The organism is Salinimonas marina, assembly GCF_015644725.1.
Classification (GTDB): domain Bacteria; phylum Pseudomonadota; class Gammaproteobacteria; order Enterobacterales; family Alteromonadaceae; genus Alteromonas.
Genome location: NZ_CP064795.1, coordinates 786,156 through 803,913, shown reverse-complemented (window position 1 = coordinate 803,913; position 17,758 = coordinate 786,156). Strand labels below are relative to the sequence as shown.

The following is a 17,758-nucleotide window of genomic DNA, read 5'->3' as shown; positions in this document are numbered from 1 at the left end:
AAATAACATCGATATGTTTAGTATAATTAAGAAGGATTTCTGTATGTCTGCGTGGACCAAACCGCTGGTCGCTCTGGGCCTTACCGTATTGTTAAGTGCCTGTGCCACCTCCCCTACGGGCCGTAACCAGGTGCTGTTGTATTCATCGGATCAACTTGAACAGATGGGCGACCAGGCCTTTGCCAGCATGAAAGAAGAGTTAAAGGTATCTAACAAGCGGGTACAGAATGCCTATGTTGAGTGTATTGCCAACGCCATCACCCCCATGTGCCGCAATCGGTATACAATGGCCGCTGGGAAGTGGTGGTGTTTGATGATGAGCAGGTGAATGCGTTTGCCTTACCGGGTGGTAAAATCGGGGTGTATACCGGTTTGCTGAAGGTAGCAGAAAATCAGAACCAGCTGGCCGCCGTTATTGGCCATGAGGTAGGACACGTTATTGCCGAACATGGTAATGAGCGTATGTCTCAGGGGACTATCATCAATATGGGTTCCCAGGCCGTAGGACAGGTACTGGCGGCCAACGAAGTTAGTCAAACCGGTCCGATTATGGCTGCCATTGGTTTAGGGGTGCAGGTAGGTGTGCAACTGCCGTTCAGCCGGACCCACGAATCTGAAGCAGATATTATCGGTTTAGAATTGATGGCCCAGGCGGGTTTTGACCCACGTGCGTCGATTCAACTTTGGAAAAATATGGATGCGGCGAGCTCCGGGGAGCGGCCAATGGAGTTTTTATCGACTCACCCGGCCCCACAAACCCGCATCGAAGATTTGCAGGCCAATATGAGTGCGGCCCTGGCAGACTATCAAAATACCAGCCAACGCCCTTCATGTAAGCCTTAACCAGCCAGCCCTGATGACAGCTCTGATAACAGCCCCGAGCTAAAGTGAAAGCAATGGGGCATCGCTATCAAACACAATTCAACAGACATAAAAAAAGCGCCTAAAGGCGCTTTTTTTATGTCTGGGGCGTGTACTATTTTTGTACCTGCTGCGCCGCCTCTGCTTCTTTATGCAAATGCACATCCATTTGCGGGTAAGGAATTGAGATACCCTCTTCATCAAAGCGTAACTTCACTTTTTCAGTGAAATCCAGCCGCAACGCAAAGTTGTCTGAAGAGTTCACCCACGGGCGCACGATAAAGTTCACACTGTTATCGCCCAACTCCGAAACCGCCACCAACGGTTCGGGATCTTTTAATACCCGCTCGTCGGCATGCACCATTTCTTCCAGAATCCGTTTGGCTTTAAGCAAATCATCATCATAGCCAATGCCAAACACCATATCACAACGGCGGGTGTCTTTAGCCGAATAGTTGGTGATATTGTCATTGTAGATTTTGCCATTCGGGATGGTGATTTCTTTATTGTCCAGGGAGGTCATGATGGTATGAAAAATACCGATTTTCTGCACAATCCCGGTGGTGCCTGCCGCTTCCACGAAATTACCGGATTTGAAAGGTTTGAACACCAGCAGCATCACGCCGGCAGCAAAGTTTTTCAAAGAATCCTGCAATGACAGACCAATGGCCAGGCCCGCGGCACCCACAATCGCCACTAATGAGGTGGTATCCACACCCAATTCGTTTAACGAGGCAACAATAACGAACAACATCAGAATCGCACTGATGATGGACTCCAGAAAATTGATCAACATCTCGTCGTGTTTGGATTTGGCCATTAAGCGCCGGAACATCGACATAATGATGCCGACCACCAACCGGCCTACCACAAAGATAATTAATGCCATGGCAATATTAATTGCCCACGGCACGGCGTATTCATTAAAGTACATCTGAATATCTTCGGTGGATACCAGGTTTATATTTTCCATTTTTTCTCCCACAGTATGGATTGATAACTAACTGATAACTTACGCTAACAAGGCCTGTGAAGTCGTTGCAACGTCTCTCATTACCACCATCATGAATAAATTGTTTTGTTGGTTATACCTTTATTTGACCAGAATCGATTTGTTTCACGTACTCATCAGTCAGATGCGTCAGATGTTTTACGCCTTCATTTGGCCTCAATATACAAGTTGCTGTTTTCAATGTTATTTGAAAAAAAACCAGGACGCATGCTTATTTGTGCTGGCATGACCAGCTCAAAGTTACTATGATGGGGGCTTCTCCGCTCCGTATGCTAACGGAATGAGCTGTCTCACGCCCCGGAGAGTTCCCAGTAACCCTTAGTATTTTGATTATCCAGTATCCCTAAGTGGTTAGCATTAACCTGACGAAACAAAGGATCAGACAATGTTATTTCTTACAGTGCTTTTTGTCATTGTAGTAGTGTTGTTTGCCTATGCATTATCTTCAGACAAAGGCAAAAACACCATCTATGCGCGACGTCACGCGCCCTCCCCGCCGTCGATGACTGATATGTCGAAGAAACCCTCAACCAAAGTGGTTTCAATAAATTCCTGACCCGGCTGTTATCAGTCTATAGGTAGTTTAATTGGTTATTGATCTGACAGACATTGCGTCGGTCAGGTCAAACTCGTTATTATATCGCTCATACTAAACTAAGAACCTTGTTGTATGCGCATTCCACGCTTTTACCACCCCGGCCCCATTGCCACTGATACCGAGTTTTCGCTAGCCCCTGAAGCGGCTCATCATGCCAGTACCGTGTTACGGTTAAAAGCCAATCAGCCTATTGTGCTGTTTAATGGTGATGGCAACGAATACAGCGGTCAGATTATCAGTGTCGCCCGCCGTGAAGTGATGGTTGAAATGGATGCGTGTCTGGCGCTGAAGGTGGAATCCGGGCTACGATTGCATCTGGCCCAAGGCGTCTCTAAAGGCGACCGGATGGAAACCGTGCTGCAAAAAAGTGTGGAGCTGGGCGTCACCGAGATTACGCCGGTTATCACCGAGCGCTGTACCGTAAAACTGGATGAGAAGCGCTGGGAGAAAAAGTTTCAGCAGTGGCAAAAAATCATTATTGGGGCGTGCGAACAAAGCGGCCGCAATACCTTGCCCACCCTGAATCCGGCCCAAACACTGAACCAGTTACTGGCTCACTCCACCCGTCAGCAGCGCTTGGTACTGGCTCCTGGCGCCACCGCCCGCTCAGCCGTACCGCTTATAGTACGGATGGCTACCGGTTGCTGATAGGCCAGAAGGCGGCTTATCTGACAGTGAGATTCACCATGCCACCGAAGCTGGCTATGCCGCCGTTAGTATGGGCCCACGTATATTGCGTACAGAAACCGCCGCAATTGCCAGCTTAAGTCTGTTACAAGGCATTCACGGCGACCTTTGAGCTGCCTTTTTCCGAATGCATAAACCGGTATCCAGCCTGATAAATTCCCCGGCCCGGTCTTGAAAATCGGCGGCCGGACGCCATATTCGTTTGTATTCACCCCTGATAACAAAAGTAGACTACCATGACCTATACCGTAGGCGTGGTGATGGATCCCATCGCCAACATTAAGCCGCACAAAGACACCAGCTTTGCCATGATGCTTGAAGCCCAGCGCCGGGGCGCCACTGTGGTGTATTTTGAGCCCGCCGATCTGTATTTGGACAACGGCAAACCTATGGGTCTGGCGCGCAACATTAAGGTGCAGGACACTGACACTGACTTTTATCAGTTAGGCGATACCTACACCGTGCCGCTGGGTCAGATTGATGTGCTGCTGATGCGCAAAGACCCCCCTTTGATAGCGAGTTCTTATACTCCACTCAGGTGTTGTCGCTGGCCGAACGCGATGGCGCGCTGGTAGTGAACAACCCACAGGCCCTGCGCGATTACAACGAAAAGCTTTTCACCGCCTGGTTCAGCGAGCTGATCCCAGACACCCTGGTGACCAGCAACGCGGCTAAGGTCAAAGAGTTCCATGCCACCCACAAAGACATTATTTGTAAACCGCTGGATGGGATGGGCGGTGCATCTATCTTCAGAGTCAAAGAAGACGGTAACAACCTGGGCGTGGTGATTGAGACCCTCACCAAACATGGCAAATATTTCATGATGGCCCAACGCTATATGCCGCAAATAAAAGATGGCGATAAGCGCATTCTGATTGTGGATGGTGAGGTGGTGCCCTATGCTCTGGCGCGGTTACCCGGCAAAGGGGAAACCCGTGGTAATCTTGCCGCCGGCGGCACCGGCCGTCCGCAAGCGCTTAGCGAAGCTGATCACCAGATTGCCAGCACCATCGCCCCGGTCTTAAAAGACCATGGACTGTTGTTTGTGGGTCTGGATGTCATTGGCGATAAAATTACCGAAATAAACGTTACCAGCCCCACCTGCGTAAGAGAAATAGAAGCCAGTTTTGATATTAATATCATGGCGATGCTGTTCGATGCCATAGAACGCCGCCTGAAGTCTACCGGGAGTAACGCATGACTGAGGTAAAAAGCTTACAAAATCATTTGCTTATTGCGATGCCATCACTCGATGACCCCTTTTTCGAGCGCTCGCTGACGTACATTTGTGAGCACAATGAAGAAGGCGCTATGGGCATTGTGATCAACCAGCCATCGGCGATGAATTTGCGCGAATTGCTGGAACAGACCGACAAAGATCTGATCGTCGCTGAGGATAAACAGGAGCAGATTGTGCTCACCGGCGGGCCGGTGAATCAGGAGCGCGGTTTTGTATTGCATTCTGATCAGGGCCAATGGGGCTCAAGTCTGACCCTGGCCGATAATATTGTGGTGACCACCTCCAAGGATATTCTCACCGCCATCGGCACCAATGCCGGACCCGATAGCGCTTTGATTGCATTAGGCTACGCCGGCTGGACAGCCGGTCAGCTGGAAAAAGAATTGCAGGAAAACGCCTGGCTGACCATCGAGGCAGATCCGCAGATCCTGTTTAATACCCCCGTGCACGAAAAATGGCAGGCGGCGGTGAACAAACTCGGTATCGATGTGTGGCAGCTGACCCCGGACATTGGCCATGCGTGAGGCTGGCCAGCGTACCGTGCTGGCATTTGATTTTGGGACGAAAAGTATAGGGGTCGCGGTAGGACAGGAAATTACCGGTACCGCTTCGCCGCTGGCTGCATTAAAAGCTACCGATGGCATCCCGGACTGGGAAAAAGTTGGCCAATTGTTTAAAGACTGGACGCCGGATTTAGCCGTGGTGGGCTTACCGTTGAATATGGATGGCACTGAACAGGAAGTAACCCGGCGCGCCCGAAAGTTTGCCAACCGTCTGAATGGCCGGTTTCAGGTCGCCATAGACACCTGGGATGAACGGTTATCTACGGTGGATGCTAAATCTATGCTGTTTGAACTGGGCGGCTATAAAAAGCTTACCAAGGAAAAAATCGACAGTGTTTCTGCCTGTGTAATTTTCACCAGCTGGGCGGAAAACCAGTATTAGCCGGCTCAGGTGGCCGGTAGTGGCACCTGCCGATGACAACATGGCTCTGGCTTGGGCGCCTGACACTGCCAGCAGATCGCAAAGGCGCCTTCATTGAGTTCATTACACTGTGCACATTGCCAGTCAGAATTTTCACAAAAGCAACGCCCGATCTCACTAAGACTTTCCACAATTTTTACGGCCTGATGAGCCCAGCTTTCGTCGAGCAACCATACCTGCTGCTGAATATCCTGCCAGGGTAATTCACCTACCGCACCGGCCACATATTCGTTTTTCATCAGATATGGAATGCCTGCGGTTTCCAGCTCGCTACGCAGGCGCTGAATTAAAAACCGATCATCACTGCCAAACAGTTTTTGCATGGTTAATCCATATCGATTGAGACATTTGTCAGCGAGCCTAAGTTTGAGCCATTGCTGGCATCCAGTTTGACCATTAATCGCAGATCATTTGGAGAGTCAGCATGATGCAATGCCTGCTCCAGGTCAATATCCCCACGCTGATACAGTTCATACAGGGCCATATCAAAGGTCTGCATTCCCGCCTCGCGACTCTTTTTCATTGCCTCTTTCAGCTCCCCGACCCGGTTCGCCTGAATAAGCTCGCTCACAAAGGGGGTGTTGAGCAAGACCTCAATCGCCGCGGTGCGTCCGCCGGTCTGCGTGGGGACCAGTTGCTGAGCCACGATGGCACGTAAATTCAGGCTCAGATCAAACAGCAGCTTTTTATGCAGTTCTTTTGGCGCCAGATGCATGATGCGTTCAATTGCCTGGTTGGCGTTATTGGCATGCAGGGTCGCCACACATAAATGCCCGGTATCGGCAAACGACATGGCATATTCCATGGTTTCCATTGAGCGGATTTCACCCAGTAAAATGACATCAGGAGCCTGCCGTAAAGAACTCTTCAGGGCATCTTCAAAAGAATGGGTGTCGATGCCCACCTCACGCTGGGTGACCACACATTTGCCATGGCGGTGGATAAACTCTACCGGGTCTTCAATGGTTAAGATATGGCCGGAAGAATTATGATTACGATGGTCGATAAGCGCCGCCAGCGAGGTGGATTTACCGGTCCCGGTCGCCCCCACCATTAACACAAGACCGCGTTTGCTCATGATCACATCTTTTAAAACCGCGGGCAGACCCAGCTCATCCACTTTGGGGATTTCGGTGACAATCCGGCGAATCACCATTCCCACTGAATCCCGCTGCCAGAATGCCGAGCAACGAAAACGCCCCAGGCCACTGATGCCAACAGCAAAATTTGCTTCTTTCAGGGTATTAAGCTCTTCCACATAGCGCGATTCCATGATGCTGTGCACCAGCTCTTTGGCCTGAAAAGATGACAACTTGTCACCGCCAAGAGGAATCAGCTCACCATTGATTTTGGCACTGACCGGAAAACCCGCCGTAACAAAAATATCAGAGGCGCCTAGTTCTGTAGCCTGACGCAAAAAATCGATTAACACGAGCGGATTCCTTAAAAAGTGTTTTGCTTATCAACGGATTTAGCCGCAGCGTCTTGCTGCGACACAATACCTTTGGCAACCAGGCGTTGCAGGCATTGATCCATGGTTTGCATACCAATGGACTGGCCGGTCTGAATAACAGAATACATTTGTGGCACTTTATCTTCGCGAATCAGATTACGAATCGCCGGCACCCCCAGCATGATTTCGTGCGCGGCCACCCGGCCCCCGCCAATTTTTTTCAACAAGGTTTGGGAAATAACCGCTCGCAGAGACTCAGACAACATGGAGCGAATCATCGACTTTTCGGCGGCCGGAAATACATCAATAATCCGGTCAATGGTTTTGGGAGCCGAGTTTGTGTGCAGGGTGCCGAACACCAGGTGGCCGGTTTCGGCCGCAGACATGGCCAGCCGGATAGTCTCCAGGTCGCGTAATTCGCCTACCAGAATGACATCGGGGTCTTCACGCAACGCTGAGCGCAAAGCGCTGGTAAAACTGTGGGTGTCCCGGTGAACCTCACGCTGGTTAACCAGGCTGGTTTTGTTGTCATGCACAAATTCAATGGGATCTTCAATGGTCAGAATATGCTCGCGTTTATTAGAGTTGATGTGATCCACCATCGCTGCCAGCGTAGTACTCTTGCCCGAACCGGTAGCACCGGTGACCAACACCAAGCCGGTAGGCTGTTTAATAATCTCTTTGAAAATTTCAGGCGCGCCCAAATCATCCAGAGTCAGAATTGAGGAAGGAATGGTCCGCAACACCGCGGCCGCGCCACGGTTTTGCATAAATGCATTGACCCTAAAGCGCGATAGATCTTTAACTTCAAAAGAAAAATCCACTTCCAGCTTTTCTTCATATTCTTTGCGCTGGTTGTCGTTCATGATTTCATAAATAAGCGCATGAACCTGTTTGTGGTCCAACTCTGGTATATTCAGGCGCCGCATTTCGCCATCGACGCGAATGAGGGGCGGTAAGCCGGCTGAAAGGTGTAGATCCGATGCGTTATTCTTAACACTGAAAGCCAAAAGTTCGGTAATATCCACGAAAACATCTCCATATCGTTAGGTGCACTATGCAAACAATAGCAGAACGACTGAAAACCACCTATGCACGGATAGAACAGGCGACTGCGCAGGCTAATCGTCCTTTAAAATCCGTCCGATTACTAGCGGTATCAAAGACAAAACCGGTATCTGATATCAGGCTAGCGTATGAAGCCGGACAACGTTTGTTTGGCGAAAACTACATTCAGGAAGGGGTTGAAAAAATTCAGGCGTTACAGGATTGTGATGATATTGAGTGGCATATGATAGGCCCGATTCAATCCAACAAAACCCGTGTGGTGGCAGCACATTTTGATTGGGTACAGTCTGTGGACCGGTTGAAAATTGCCCGCCGGCTGCACGAACAACGCCCTGATAACCTGGCGCCACTGAATGTCTGCATTCAGCTGAATCTGGATGATGAAGCTTCAAAGTCTGGGGTATCGGCGGAGGAACTGCCGGCGCTGATTGACCAGGTTAGCCGCTTTAAACGCTTGCGGTTACGTGGACTGATGGCCATCCCTAAAGCCAGCGCTTCATCTGAAGAGCAGCAACAAACCCTCGCCCGGCTGGCAGAATTATTCGGCCAATACCATACAAAGCTGAGCAATTTTGATACCCTATCCGTAGGTATGAGTGGTGATTTAGAAGTAGCGATTGCCCATGGTTCCCATATGGTCCGTGTTGGTACGGCTATTTTTGGTGCCCGAAATTCGTAACCTTTATTACTAATTTTTACATCAAACCAAAAGGACACACATGCAACAGAAAAAACTCGCATTCATCGGCGCTGGTAACATGAGCCGGAGTATTATCAGCGGACTGATTCAGTCAGGCTACGACAAAAACCTGATCATGGCCAGTAATCCCAGCTCCGGTCCGCTTGAAAAGATGGCACAGGAGTTTGGCATAAAAACCTCCCAGTCTAATGATGAAGCATGTGCTTTTGCTGATGCGGTTGTGTTGTCTGTCAAACCCCAGGTAATGGGCAAAATGTGTGATGCCCTCACCAAAGACGGTTTTGAGAATAAACTGTTTATCTCGATTGCAGCAGGTCTGACCGTCAGCCGCTTAAAAGAAATGCTGGGCGGCGATTATGATCTGGTTCGGGTCATGCCTAATACTCCCAGCCTGCTGGGCAAAGGAATGTCCGGTTTATATGCCGAACAGGGTATCAGCTCGGACAACCGCCAGTTTGTAGAAGACATGATGAATGGTGTCGGCGCCACGGTCTGGGCCGAAAAAGAAGAGGATATCAACGGGGTGATCGCCGCTGCAGGCAGCAGCCCGGCGTATTTTTTCCTGTTTTTACAAGCCATGCAGGAAGAAGCCATGAATATGGGCTTTGACGAACAGGCCGCCCGGACGATGGTCCAGCAGTCGATGCTGGGGGCCGCCGAAATGGTTTGTCAGAATCCGGATTTGCAGTTAAGTGAATTACGCGCCCAGGTTACCTCAAAAGGCGGGACGACTGCGGCCGCCGTCAATACGCTGATTGATGAGGGCTTGCAGGAAACCGTTGCCAAAGCGATGCGCGCGGCTGTGTCCCGTGCCGAAGAAATGGCCAAAGAACTTTAAATTAGCAGGATATTTTTAGATGAACGCATCGGTATTTCTTATCTCTACACTATTCAATCTGTATTTGATGGTAGTGATTTTACGTTTGTGGTTACAGCTGGCCCGGGCTGATTTTTACAATCCTTTAAGCCAGTTTGTGGTCAAGGCCACCCACCCTATCGTGGGGCCGATGCGACGGGTTATTCCTTCACTGGGGCGGTTTGATACCGCCACCTTTGTATTGGCGATAATCGTCTCATTTGCCAAACTGGCGACCCTGTCACTGGTATTTGGCTCTGGCATTTTAAACCCGCTGGTGATGTTTTTTGTGGCCATCGTGGATGTGTTAAAAGAAGCCTTCTCACTGGTCTTCTGGGTGCTTATCCTGCGTGCAATTCTTAGCTGGATTTCACAGGGCAATAACCCCATAGAGTATGTATTGCATCAGTTAACCGAACCTTTTCTGGCGCCAATCCGCAAGGTTATTCCCCCATCGGCGGGCTTGATCTGTCGGTTCTGGTGGCCATTATTGCGTTACAGTTTATCCAGCTGCTGCTGCAAGAAACCTTTCGTTTGTATTAAAAACCTCACAGGCACCGTATCACCATGATAAGCATAAAGCAGTGGATAACCGGAATATTGCTGATGGTCGTAGCCACCTTTGGGGTCCAGGCTGAGCAAAAAAAGACGCTGGGCGACTGGGATGTGCATTATATCGTGGTGAATACTGCCTTTTTAACGCCGGATGTGGCCAAAGCCTATGACATTGTTCGTAGTAAGTATTCGGCGCTGGTGAATGTGTCGGTGCTCAATAAGCAGTCTCAACAACCACAGCGGGTCGATGTTACCGGCACGGCGACCAACCTGCTGGGCAGTGCCCAACAATTAAAATTTCGGCGGGTGGAAGACGGTGATGCCATTTATTATCTGGCGATACTGTCATTTGATAATTTGGAGACCTTTCGTTTTAATATCAGACTACAGCAGGGCGACGCCCGGCAAACCCTGAAATTCCAGCAAAAGCTCTACACCGATTAAGAGCGAATAATCCGCGAATTAAGCACGATTAAAAAAGCCTGGCACTGACCAGGCTTTTTTATGCAAATCCAGCATCCAGGGATAGAAGCTAGCTTTGTTCTTCGCGTAAAAATACCAAATCATTACCGCTACTTTGTTCCTCGCTGTAGTAATAGCCATCAGCATCAAAGTCATGCAAACCCGCCACGTCTTCAATCTGATTTTCAAGGATAAAGCGTGCCATCATGCCCCGGGCTTTTTTAGCGTAAAAACTAATCACCTTATAGTTACCGTTTTTCTTATCTTTGAAATGCGGGGTGATAATTGCTCCATCCAACTGCTTTTTCTTCACCGACTTGAAATACTCATTTGAAGCCAGGTTAACCAGCACATTATCGCCCTGCGCAGCCATCGATTTGTTGAGCTGTTCGGTGATTCGGCTGCCCCAGAACTGATACAGGTCTTTGCCTTCACTATTATCCAGTTTTGTACCCATCTCGAGCCGGTAAGCCTGCATCAGATCCAGCGGCTTCAATACCCCGTACAGGCCCGATAAAATACGAAAATGCTGCTGGGCGTAATCTATCGCTTTGGGGCTCAGGTTGTAGGCATCCAGACCACTGTACACATCGCCATTAAACGCATATATCGCCTGACGGGCATTGTCGGGGGTAAATGGCGTTGAAAATTCGGTAAAGCGATCGGCATTTAACATTGCCAGTTTGTCGCTGATGCTCATCAATGAACCCAGCTGCGCCGGGGATAATTCGCGGCACCGCTCAACCAGCTTCTGCGCCTCATTCAGCATTTCAGGCTGCGTATACGACTCGGTCGGTACCGGCGACTCAAAGTCAAGATTCTTGGCGGGTGAAACAACAACCAGCATAGTAGCTCCAGTGTTTAAATTGAATGTGAGTAGTGTATCGAACCCGCCAGTATTGGCAAATTGATTAACTATATCGGTGTAATCATTAAATTGGTTGAATACGGGCCAATCACCCCAATGTTTAGAGGTGGTATTTATACGCGCTTTTTCATACAGTATCAGGGCGAGCATTCTTATCTGCCTTTGGCCTGAGCGCCCACGAAATATGCAGCACAAAAATTTCGTTTTGAGATAAAGACCGCAGTAATAATTTTTTCTGACTGGTTAGTCTGGTTTGTAAACTAGCCGGTCAGCATACTTTCACATTTACAGATTTAGAGAGAAATATGACCAATCAGTTAGAAGCCTTACGCGAAATGACCACCGTTGTGGCGGACACCGGTGATATTGAAGCGATTAAAAAGTATCAGCCTGTTGATGCCACCACCAACCCGTCACTGCTACTGAAAGCCTCCGGTATGCCTCATTATGCGCAAATTATTGATGATGCGGTCGCCTGGGCAAAGCTGCAGTCTAAAGATCACGACCAACAACTGGTGGATGCCGCTGACAAACTGTCCGTGCTAATTGGTAAGGAAATCTCAGGCTCCGTACCGGGCCGTATTTCTACCGAAGTCGATGCCCGCTTATCGTTTGATACCGAAGCGACTATTGCCAAAGCGGAACGTCTGATTGAGCTGTACGCCGATGAAGGCATCGACAAATCCCGCATTCTGATCAAAATTGCTTCTACCTGGGAAGGCATTCGTGCCGCTGAAGTCCTTGAGCAAAAAGGCATCAATTGTAACCTCACATTATTGTTCAGCTTTGCCCAGGCGCGTGCCTGTGCCGAAGCCGGTGCCTTTCTGATTTCCCCGTTTGTGGGCCGCATTCTGGACTGGTACAAAGCCAATACCGATAAAAAAGAGTATGCCCCTCATGAAGATCCGGGTGTGCAGTCAGTCACCCAAATCTATGATTACTACAAGCATTATGGTTATGAGACTATCGTAATGGGCGCCAGCTTCCGTAATATTGGTGAAATTCAGGCCCTGGCCGGCTGTGACCGGCTGACCATCAGTCCGGCGCTGCTGGAAGAGCTGGCGAATGAAACCGCGCCATTAAAAGCCGTTCTGAAAGACGAAGGCGCCAGCGAAACTCCGGGTGAAAAGTTAACCGAAGCAGAGTTTCGCTGGAACATGAACGAAGACCCGATGGCCACCCAGAAACTTGCCGAAGGCATTCGTAATTTTGCCGCCGATCAGGTGAAACTGGAAACCACGTTAAAAGAAAAGCTGGATATTTAGTCAGCTCAGCGTTCCCTCTTTTACTGAATTTCTCAGGGTTATGCGTCGCGGCATAGCCCTTTAGTTTGTCTTAATATCACACCAAAGGACGGCATCATGACCACCTTAACTGATCAACCCCAGTGGCAAAAGCTGAGCGAGCTGGCCGCTTCGGTAAAACAGGCCCATATGCGCGACTGGTTCGCAGAAGACTCCCAACGTGCTCAGTCAATGCAAGCCAAAGCCTGTGGTATTTTTCTGGATTACTCGAAAAACCGGGTAACCGATGAGGTGTTAACCACGTTGTTTGACCTGGCCCGCGCCCAGGGCCTTGAAACGGCCCGTGAGCGTATGTTCAGTGGCGAGCCTGTTAATCACACCGAACAGCGAGCGGTGCTGCATACTGCTTTGCGCAATCTGTCTGGCGAGCCAGTGCAGGTTGAGGGTGAAGACGTTATGCCGGAAATACAGGCGACGCTGGAGAAGATGCGTGAATTCACGGAGGCGGTCCACAATCAAACCCATGTGGGTTATACCGGCAAACCGGTAAAAGATATTGTGGCTATCGGTATTGGCGGGTCGTTTTTAGGCCCAAAAATTATGACAGAGGCTCTTAAACCCTATCGTACTGACAAGGTGAAGGTTCATTTTGTTGCCAATGTGGATGGCTGTCACATTCATGATGTGCTGAGTCAGGTGAATCATGAAGAAACCCTGATAGTAATGTCGTCGAAGTCATTTTCTACACAGGAAACATTGCAAAATACCCAGTCCGCTAAACAGTGGTTCCTGAAGGCCGGGGGCAGCCAGGCCGATATTGCCCGCCATTTTGTGGCTGTGTCGTCCAATGTTAAAGCAGCGACAGAATTTGGTATCGATAAAGACAATGTCTTTCCCATGTGGGACTGGGTGGGCGGTCGTTATTCGCTATGGTCAGCCATTGGTCTGCCGATTTGCCTGGCGTTAGGCTACGACAACTTCCACCGCCTGCTTAAAGGGGCTCATCAAATGGATGAGCATTTCAGGTCGGCGCCACTGAAAAATAATCTGCCGGTCATCCTGGGGATGCTGGGTGTATGGTATCGCAACTTTTTCAATGCACAGTCCCATGTGCTATTGCCCTATTACCATTATCTGCGCGGGTTACCGGCCTATGTTCAGCAGCTCGATATGGAAAGTAATGGCAAGCGTACCAATGACAGTGGCGACACGGTAAATTACCAGACAGGCCCTATCATCTGGGGCAGCGAAGGCACAAATGGCCAGCATAGCTTTCACCAGCTCATTCATCAGGGAACCTCCGTCATTCCGGCCGACTTTTTATTACCATTAAAGGTGCCGAATCAGAATGATACTCATCACGCCATGCTGGCTTCAAATTGCTTCGGACAGTCACAGGCACTGATGCAGGGTAAAACGTATGATGAATGCTACGCGGATCTGGCTGATGAGACCGACGTACAACGTCGTAGCAAACTGGCTGCGCACAAAACTATGCCGGGCAATAAGCCCAGCAATACCTTGTTGTTTGAGCAGCTGGACCCCGAAACCCTTGGTTCCTTGGTAGCTTTATACGAACACAAGGTGTTTGTCCAGGGCGTAATCTGGGAAGTGAATTCGTTTGACCAGTGGGGTGTCGAGCTTGGTAAGCAGTTGGGTAATGAAGTGCTTAATGGTATTCAGGGCAATGCTGATGCGAGTCAGTTTGATGACTCAACCTTGCAACTGATTAAGCAATTCACCCAGGCGAACTAAGCCCTTGGGAAAAAGCCCGACGTGGCGATAAGTGGTTATATAATAGGCGATCCTGTTCAGGGTCGCTTTTTTATGCCCGATTCATAACCCATGTCATAAAAACGTCATAAAGTGTTAACAAAAGGTAAACTTTCTTGTTTTATTTTTGCTGTGGCTGTGGTACAAGATTAGTCGAAAGGATAATGCGTTCACTCAGTGACTGTTGTAAGTGGTACATTAAGGAGATCCTCGTGGATAAATCAGATCTATTTACCTTGTTAGATATCGAAACAACGCCGGCAAAAACCAAAAGCAAAAAACGTAAATGGCGAGAGATTGAAGCACTGCAAGATCGTTTCGCGCTGGAAAAAGAGCTTGCTGATTTAGATTATAGTTTTGAGTATGAACTGGAAACCATGGAACGCTAAAGCATAAATCACGGCCACCTTATTACAGGTGGTCGTTTTGTTTGTGGCGATGGTCAGGTGAGTACGGGCAGTTTTATCACTGCCCTAAGTTCGGTGCGGTTTATATTTGCCAGCTTATTGGTACTTGTTGTTGCGCTTCAAGCAAGCGGTTGGTGGCTGAAAAGTGCCCGCAGCCTAAAAATCCGCGATGGGCGGATAGTGGCGATGGGTGGGGGGCGCTAAGCACATGATGGCGGTCGCTATCGATTCCGGCACCTTTCTTTTTAGCGTGACTTCCCCACAACAAAAACACCACGCCTTCACAATGAGTATTGATTGCTTCAATTACCGCATCCGTGAAGGTTTCCCAGCCAAATTTTGCATGGCTATGGGCCTTGCCCTGCTCCACTGTGAGCACGGTATTGAGCAATAACACACCTTGCTCGGCCCATGAGGTCAGCGTGCCGTGGTCCGGGATGCAGAACCCATCAATATCACTGGCCAGTTCTTTATAGATATTCACCAACGATGGTGGTGTTTTGACCCCAGGCAAAACCGAAAAGCTCAGGCCATGAGCCTGGTTCGGCCCATGGTAAGGATCCTGACCTAATATCACGACTTTGATATTGTCCAGCGGGGTGACTTTCAGCGCGTTGAAAACATCCTCGCGGGGCGGATAAATTGTCTTACCCGCCGCACGCTCCTGCTCGACCTTCTCCATCAGCGTTTGAAAATAAGGTTTTTGCTTTTCCTCGCCCAGGACGTCGTGCCAGTTCATTGCTTATCTTTCAACAGATGTTGCATGTGTGCCTTTAACTCTTCGTAGCTGGCATTGAGCTCCACTGCCAGACTGTCTTCGCCCACCACGGACGCCAATTCCGGGGGTAAACTAATGGGCTGACCTAAAACATTTTCGACGGTTTCGCGAAACTTTGCCGGATGCGCCGTACCCAGGAATAACCCGGTTTCACCTTCTTCCAAAGAGTGGCTTAATACGCGGTAGGCGACGGCGGCATGCGGCTCGCTGGTGTAACCCGCCTGCGCCAGTTGCCGCATGGCCAGTTGGGTGTACTGCTCATCCACCGCTTCACCATGCACACTGTGTTTATCGATGTAACCTTTTTCAATCAGGGCCTCAATGCGTGGCCAGTTGTTGGGCTGACTCACATCCATGGCATTTGAAATGGTGGCCACGGTGGCTTTGGGGTCCCATTCACCGGTTTTTAGAAAACGCGGCACCGTATCATTGGTATTGGTGGCGGCGATAAACCGTTTTACCGGCAGCCCCATCGCCTTGGCAATCAAGCCGGCCGTAAGATTTCCGAAATTGCCGCTGGGGACGGACACCACCAGCTCTTTACGTCGCTCAGCCGGTAACTGACTGACTGCTTCAAAGTAATAGCAAACCTGCGCCAGCAGGCGGCTGATATTAATTGAATTCGCCGAATTAAGATGCAGGTCATCACGTACCTGTGGATCATCAAATGCCTGTTTTACTAATGCCTGACAACTATCAAAATCGCCATCCACCGCGACCGTATGAATATTGTCGCCTAAGGTAGAAAACAGCTTTTCCTGCAAGGGACTGATTTTACCTTTTGGAAACAAGATGACCACATTGATATTTTCGATGCCGTGAAACGCATGGGCTACGGCGGCGCCGGTATCTCCGGAGGTCGCGGTCAATATAGTTACCGGCTTACCCCTGGCAATACGGGACAAACACTGCGCCATAAATCGGCCACCAAAATCTTTGAACGCCAGTGTCGGGCCATGAAACAGCTCTAATGTATATATATCTTCGTTGATCTGGGTTACCGGGACATTAAAATCAAATGCGGTCTGCACAATTTCATCCAGTACGCCCGCCCCCAGCTCATCACCGATAAGACGGTGCAGCAGCGCGGTACTGCGTTCTACAAACGGCATGTCCAGCAAGGCTTCTATGTTTTCCAGTTTTGGAATTTCTACCGGAAAGTAAAGCCCCTGATGTTTACCTAAGCCTTTGGCGACGGCTTGCGAAAAGGAAACCTTGTCACTGGCGTCTTTTAAATTTACTAATTCCACAATCTGATACCTTCGCTGTTACTTAACGCCCTTTGACGGGATACGACAAACATGGCTAAAACCATCATCGTTTTGAATGTAGTTAGTTTCAAGCCAGGCGGCCATTGAACGGGCCTCTTCTAATTTCTGACATACCGCAAAGACGGTGGGTCCTGAACCTGAAATGCCAAACGCCAAGGCGCCGGCTCGCAGGCAATGTATGCGGGCTTCATCAAACCCCGGTAGCAATGACTTTCGATAGGGCTCAGCAATAACATCGGTCATTACCGCGGCCGCCAGCGCTTCATCCTGGGTATGTAGAGCATGCACAAACACACCTAACTGCCGACCAAAGGTAAGGCCGGTCGCCAGGGGCACTGAATCGGGTAAAATATCCCGCGCCTGCGACGTAGAAACCGTAATTCCGGAATAACACACGACCCAGTACCAGCTATTTATGGCAGGCAGAGACGCCGTGAGCGGTGCCTGCTGGCCGGTCATCAGAGTAATGCCCCCTAAATAACTGGGCGCGACATTATCATAGTGAATACTGCCGCTTATCTGGCCTTCCATCTCCCCCATCATATGCAACAGCTCATTTTTGGTAAATGGCTGTCCAAAATGAATATTGAGGGCATGCAAAGCTGCCACAATAGAGCTGGCGCTGGAGCCCAGACCACTGCCAATAGGCAAATTTTTGTGCAGCGTCAGTGCCACCGGGTGAGTGGGCTGGCCATACTTGACCATGGCTTCGATGAAATGTTCGTAGCAGTGAGTGACAATATTGGTGTTTTCATGCCTCGGCAGTTTATGGGCAAAGGGGCCGTCCACTGATAATGAAAACGCCTCAGCCTGCTGCACTTCCACCACATCACCCAGGGGCGTTCCATCCACCGGCTCAATCGCGGCCCCAAGCACATCATAACCTAAGCTGATATTACCGATTGATGCGGGTGCGTAAGCTATTGTTGTCATTGTTTATC

Annotated in this window: 17 protein-coding genes and 4 pseudogenes; 13 read left to right on the top strand and 8 right to left on the bottom strand. The window is 49.6% G+C overall.

Annotation, left to right across the window (positions count from 1 at the left end; genetic code table 11):
* Nucleotides 1-43: 43 nt before the first annotated feature.
* Nucleotides 44-843 (top strand): annotated as a pseudogene (locus tag IT774_RS03455) (M48 family metallopeptidase).
* A gap of 133 nt (nucleotides 844-976) precedes the next feature.
* Here the strand turns inward: IT774_RS03455 and IT774_RS03450 are convergent.
* Nucleotides 977-1,834 carry a mechanosensitive ion channel family protein gene (locus IT774_RS03450; protein ID WP_195811349.1) on the bottom strand — a complete coding sequence of 286 codons (858 nt, stop codon included), beginning with the start codon at nucleotides 1,832-1,834 and terminating at the stop codon, nucleotides 977-979.
* A 424-nt stretch (nucleotides 1,835-2,258) separates the two neighbouring features.
* Between IT774_RS03450 and IT774_RS03445 the strand changes: the two genes are divergently transcribed.
* From IT774_RS03445 to ruvX, 5 genes and pseudogenes are all read left to right on the top strand, one after another.
* A complete protein-coding gene (locus tag IT774_RS03445) occupies nucleotides 2,259-2,429 on the top strand; it encodes a hypothetical protein (protein ID WP_195811348.1) in 171 nt (56 codons plus the stop codon).
* A 114-nt stretch (nucleotides 2,430-2,543) separates the two neighbouring features.
* A pseudogene (locus IT774_RS03440) lies at nucleotides 2,544-3,270 on the top strand (16S rRNA (uracil(1498)-N(3))-methyltransferase).
* 124 nt (nucleotides 3,271-3,394) lie between these two features.
* Nucleotides 3,395-4,359, top strand: a pseudogene (gene gshB / locus IT774_RS03435) (glutathione synthase).
* A complete protein-coding gene (locus IT774_RS03430) occupies nucleotides 4,356-4,922 on the top strand; it encodes a YqgE/AlgH family protein (protein WP_195811347.1) in 567 nt (188 codons plus the stop codon). Before gshB ends, IT774_RS03430 begins: the two are co-directional and overlap by 4 nt.
* Complete coding sequence (gene ruvX, locus IT774_RS03425; protein ID WP_195811346.1) at nucleotides 4,915-5,343, top strand: Holliday junction resolvase RuvX; 429 nt, start codon at nucleotides 4,915-4,917, stop codon at nucleotides 5,341-5,343. The genes IT774_RS03430 and ruvX overlap by 8 nt, the downstream gene beginning before the upstream one ends.
* 5 nt (nucleotides 5,344-5,348) lie before the next feature.
* Here ruvX and IT774_RS03420 read toward each other — a convergent pair whose 3' ends face one another.
* From IT774_RS03420 to IT774_RS03410, 3 genes are read right to left on the bottom strand one after another with little or no spacing between them, the layout of a single operon-like run.
* Nucleotides 5,349-5,705: a putative signal transducing protein gene (locus IT774_RS03420; protein ID WP_195811345.1), complete on the bottom strand. Its 357-nt coding sequence runs from the start codon at nucleotides 5,703-5,705 to the stop codon at nucleotides 5,349-5,351.
* Between the two features lie 2 nt (nucleotides 5,706-5,707).
* A complete protein-coding gene (locus IT774_RS03415) occupies nucleotides 5,708-6,814 on the bottom strand; it encodes a PilT/PilU family type 4a pilus ATPase (protein WP_195811344.1) in 1,107 nt (368 codons plus the stop codon).
* A gap of 11 nt (nucleotides 6,815-6,825) precedes the next feature.
* Complete coding sequence (locus IT774_RS03410) at nucleotides 6,826-7,863, bottom strand: type IV pilus twitching motility protein PilT (RefSeq protein ID WP_195811343.1); 1,038 nt, start codon at nucleotides 7,861-7,863, stop codon at nucleotides 6,826-6,828.
* Nucleotides 7,864-7,892: 29 nt separating this feature from the next.
* Here IT774_RS03410 and IT774_RS03405 point away from each other — a divergent pair, with 29 nt between their 5' ends.
* The 4 genes and pseudogenes from IT774_RS03405 (at nucleotide 7,893) to IT774_RS03390 (ending at nucleotide 10,458) form a co-directional block, all read left to right on the top strand.
* Nucleotides 7,893-8,582 (top strand): YggS family pyridoxal phosphate-dependent enzyme, encoded by a 690-nt coding sequence (locus IT774_RS03405; RefSeq protein ID WP_195811342.1) that lies wholly within the window; start codon nucleotides 7,893-7,895, stop codon nucleotides 8,580-8,582.
* Nucleotides 8,583-8,622: 40 nt separating this feature from the next.
* Nucleotides 8,623-9,441, top strand: coding sequence for a pyrroline-5-carboxylate reductase (gene proC / locus IT774_RS03400; protein WP_195811341.1), 819 nt, complete (start codon nucleotides 8,623-8,625; stop codon nucleotides 9,439-9,441).
* Between the two features lie 19 nt (nucleotides 9,442-9,460).
* A pseudogene (locus tag IT774_RS03395) lies at nucleotides 9,461-10,002 on the top strand (YggT family protein).
* A gap of 63 nt (nucleotides 10,003-10,065) precedes the next feature.
* The gene (locus IT774_RS03390) at nucleotides 10,066-10,458 is read left to right on the top strand and encodes a DUF4426 domain-containing protein (RefSeq protein WP_232365173.1); all 393 of its coding nucleotides are present in this window, start codon (nucleotides 10,066-10,068) and stop codon (nucleotides 10,456-10,458) included.
* Nucleotides 10,459-10,546: 88 nt separating this feature from the next.
* Here the strand turns inward: IT774_RS03390 and yaaA are convergent, their stop codons facing one another.
* On the bottom strand, nucleotides 10,547-11,323 hold the full coding sequence (yaaA, locus tag IT774_RS03385) for a peroxide stress protein YaaA (RefSeq protein WP_195811339.1): 777 nt from the start codon (nucleotides 11,321-11,323) through the stop codon (nucleotides 10,547-10,549).
* A 326-nt stretch (nucleotides 11,324-11,649) separates the two neighbouring features.
* Here yaaA and tal point away from each other — a divergent pair, with 326 nt between their 5' ends.
* The 3 genes from tal (at nucleotide 11,650) to IT774_RS03370 (ending at nucleotide 14,750) form a co-directional block, all read left to right on the top strand.
* Nucleotides 11,650-12,609 (top strand): transaldolase, encoded by a 960-nt coding sequence (gene tal / locus IT774_RS03380; protein WP_195811338.1) that lies wholly within the window; start codon nucleotides 11,650-11,652, stop codon nucleotides 12,607-12,609.
* A 96-nt stretch (nucleotides 12,610-12,705) separates the two neighbouring features.
* Complete coding sequence (pgi, locus tag IT774_RS03375; protein ID WP_195811337.1) at nucleotides 12,706-14,343, top strand: glucose-6-phosphate isomerase; 1,638 nt, start codon at nucleotides 12,706-12,708, stop codon at nucleotides 14,341-14,343.
* Nucleotides 14,344-14,573: 230 nt separating this feature from the next.
* Complete coding sequence (locus IT774_RS03370) at nucleotides 14,574-14,750, top strand: DUF3545 family protein (protein WP_195811336.1); 177 nt, start codon at nucleotides 14,574-14,576, stop codon at nucleotides 14,748-14,750.
* A gap of 100 nt (nucleotides 14,751-14,850) precedes the next feature.
* Here IT774_RS03370 and ung read toward each other — a convergent pair whose 3' ends face one another.
* The 3 genes from ung to thrB are packed head-to-tail and all read right to left on the bottom strand — an operon-like array spanning nucleotide 14,851 to nucleotide 17,750.
* Nucleotides 14,851-15,507 (bottom strand): uracil-DNA glycosylase, encoded by a 657-nt coding sequence (ung, locus tag IT774_RS03365; RefSeq protein WP_195811335.1) that lies wholly within the window; start codon nucleotides 15,505-15,507, stop codon nucleotides 14,851-14,853.
* A complete protein-coding gene (gene thrC / locus IT774_RS03360) occupies nucleotides 15,504-16,796 on the bottom strand; it encodes a threonine synthase (protein ID WP_195811334.1) in 1,293 nt (430 codons plus the stop codon). The genes ung and thrC overlap by 4 nt, the downstream gene beginning before the upstream one ends.
* Nucleotides 16,797-16,814: 18 nt before the next feature.
* Nucleotides 16,815-17,750 carry a homoserine kinase gene (gene thrB / locus IT774_RS03355; protein ID WP_195811333.1) on the bottom strand — a complete coding sequence of 312 codons (936 nt, stop codon included), beginning with the start codon at nucleotides 17,748-17,750 and terminating at the stop codon, nucleotides 16,815-16,817.
* Between the last annotated feature and the right edge of the window lie 8 nt (nucleotides 17,751-17,758).

Excerpts from the sequence above, each read along its gene's own strand:
- IT774_RS03430 (WP_195811347.1), top strand. The coding sequence starts at position 4,356 with ATGACTGAGGTAAAAAGCTTACAAAATCATTTGCTTATTGCGATGCCA.
- tal (WP_195811338.1), top strand. The coding sequence starts at position 11,650 with ATGACCAATCAGTTAGAAGCCTTACGCGAAATGACCACCGTTGTGGCG.
- IT774_RS03450 (WP_195811349.1), bottom strand. The coding sequence starts at position 1,834 with ATGGAAAATATAAACCTGGTATCCACCGAAGATATTCAGATGTACTTT.
- ung (WP_195811335.1), bottom strand. The coding sequence starts at position 15,507 with ATGAACTGGCACGACGTCCTGGGCGAGGAAAAGCAAAAACCTTATTTT.
- ruvX (WP_195811346.1), top strand. The coding sequence starts at position 4,915 with ATGCGTGAGGCTGGCCAGCGTACCGTGCTGGCATTTGATTTTGGGACG.
- thrB (WP_195811333.1), bottom strand. The coding sequence starts at position 17,750 with ATGACAACAATAGCTTACGCACCCGCATCAATCGGTAATATCAGCTTA.
- IT774_RS03405 (WP_195811342.1), top strand. The coding sequence starts at position 7,893 with ATGCAAACAATAGCAGAACGACTGAAAACCACCTATGCACGGATAGAA.
- proC (WP_195811341.1), top strand. The coding sequence starts at position 8,623 with ATGCAACAGAAAAAACTCGCATTCATCGGCGCTGGTAACATGAGCCGG.
- pgi (WP_195811337.1), top strand. The coding sequence starts at position 12,706 with ATGACCACCTTAACTGATCAACCCCAGTGGCAAAAGCTGAGCGAGCTG.
- IT774_RS03420 (WP_195811345.1), bottom strand. The coding sequence starts at position 5,705 with ATGCAAAAACTGTTTGGCAGTGATGATCGGTTTTTAATTCAGCGCCTG.
- IT774_RS03390 (WP_232365173.1), top strand. The coding sequence starts at position 10,066 with ATGGTCGTAGCCACCTTTGGGGTCCAGGCTGAGCAAAAAAAGACGCTG.
- IT774_RS03445 (WP_195811348.1), top strand. The coding sequence starts at position 2,259 with ATGTTATTTCTTACAGTGCTTTTTGTCATTGTAGTAGTGTTGTTTGCC.
- yaaA (WP_195811339.1), bottom strand. The coding sequence starts at position 11,323 with ATGCTGGTTGTTGTTTCACCCGCCAAGAATCTTGACTTTGAGTCGCCG.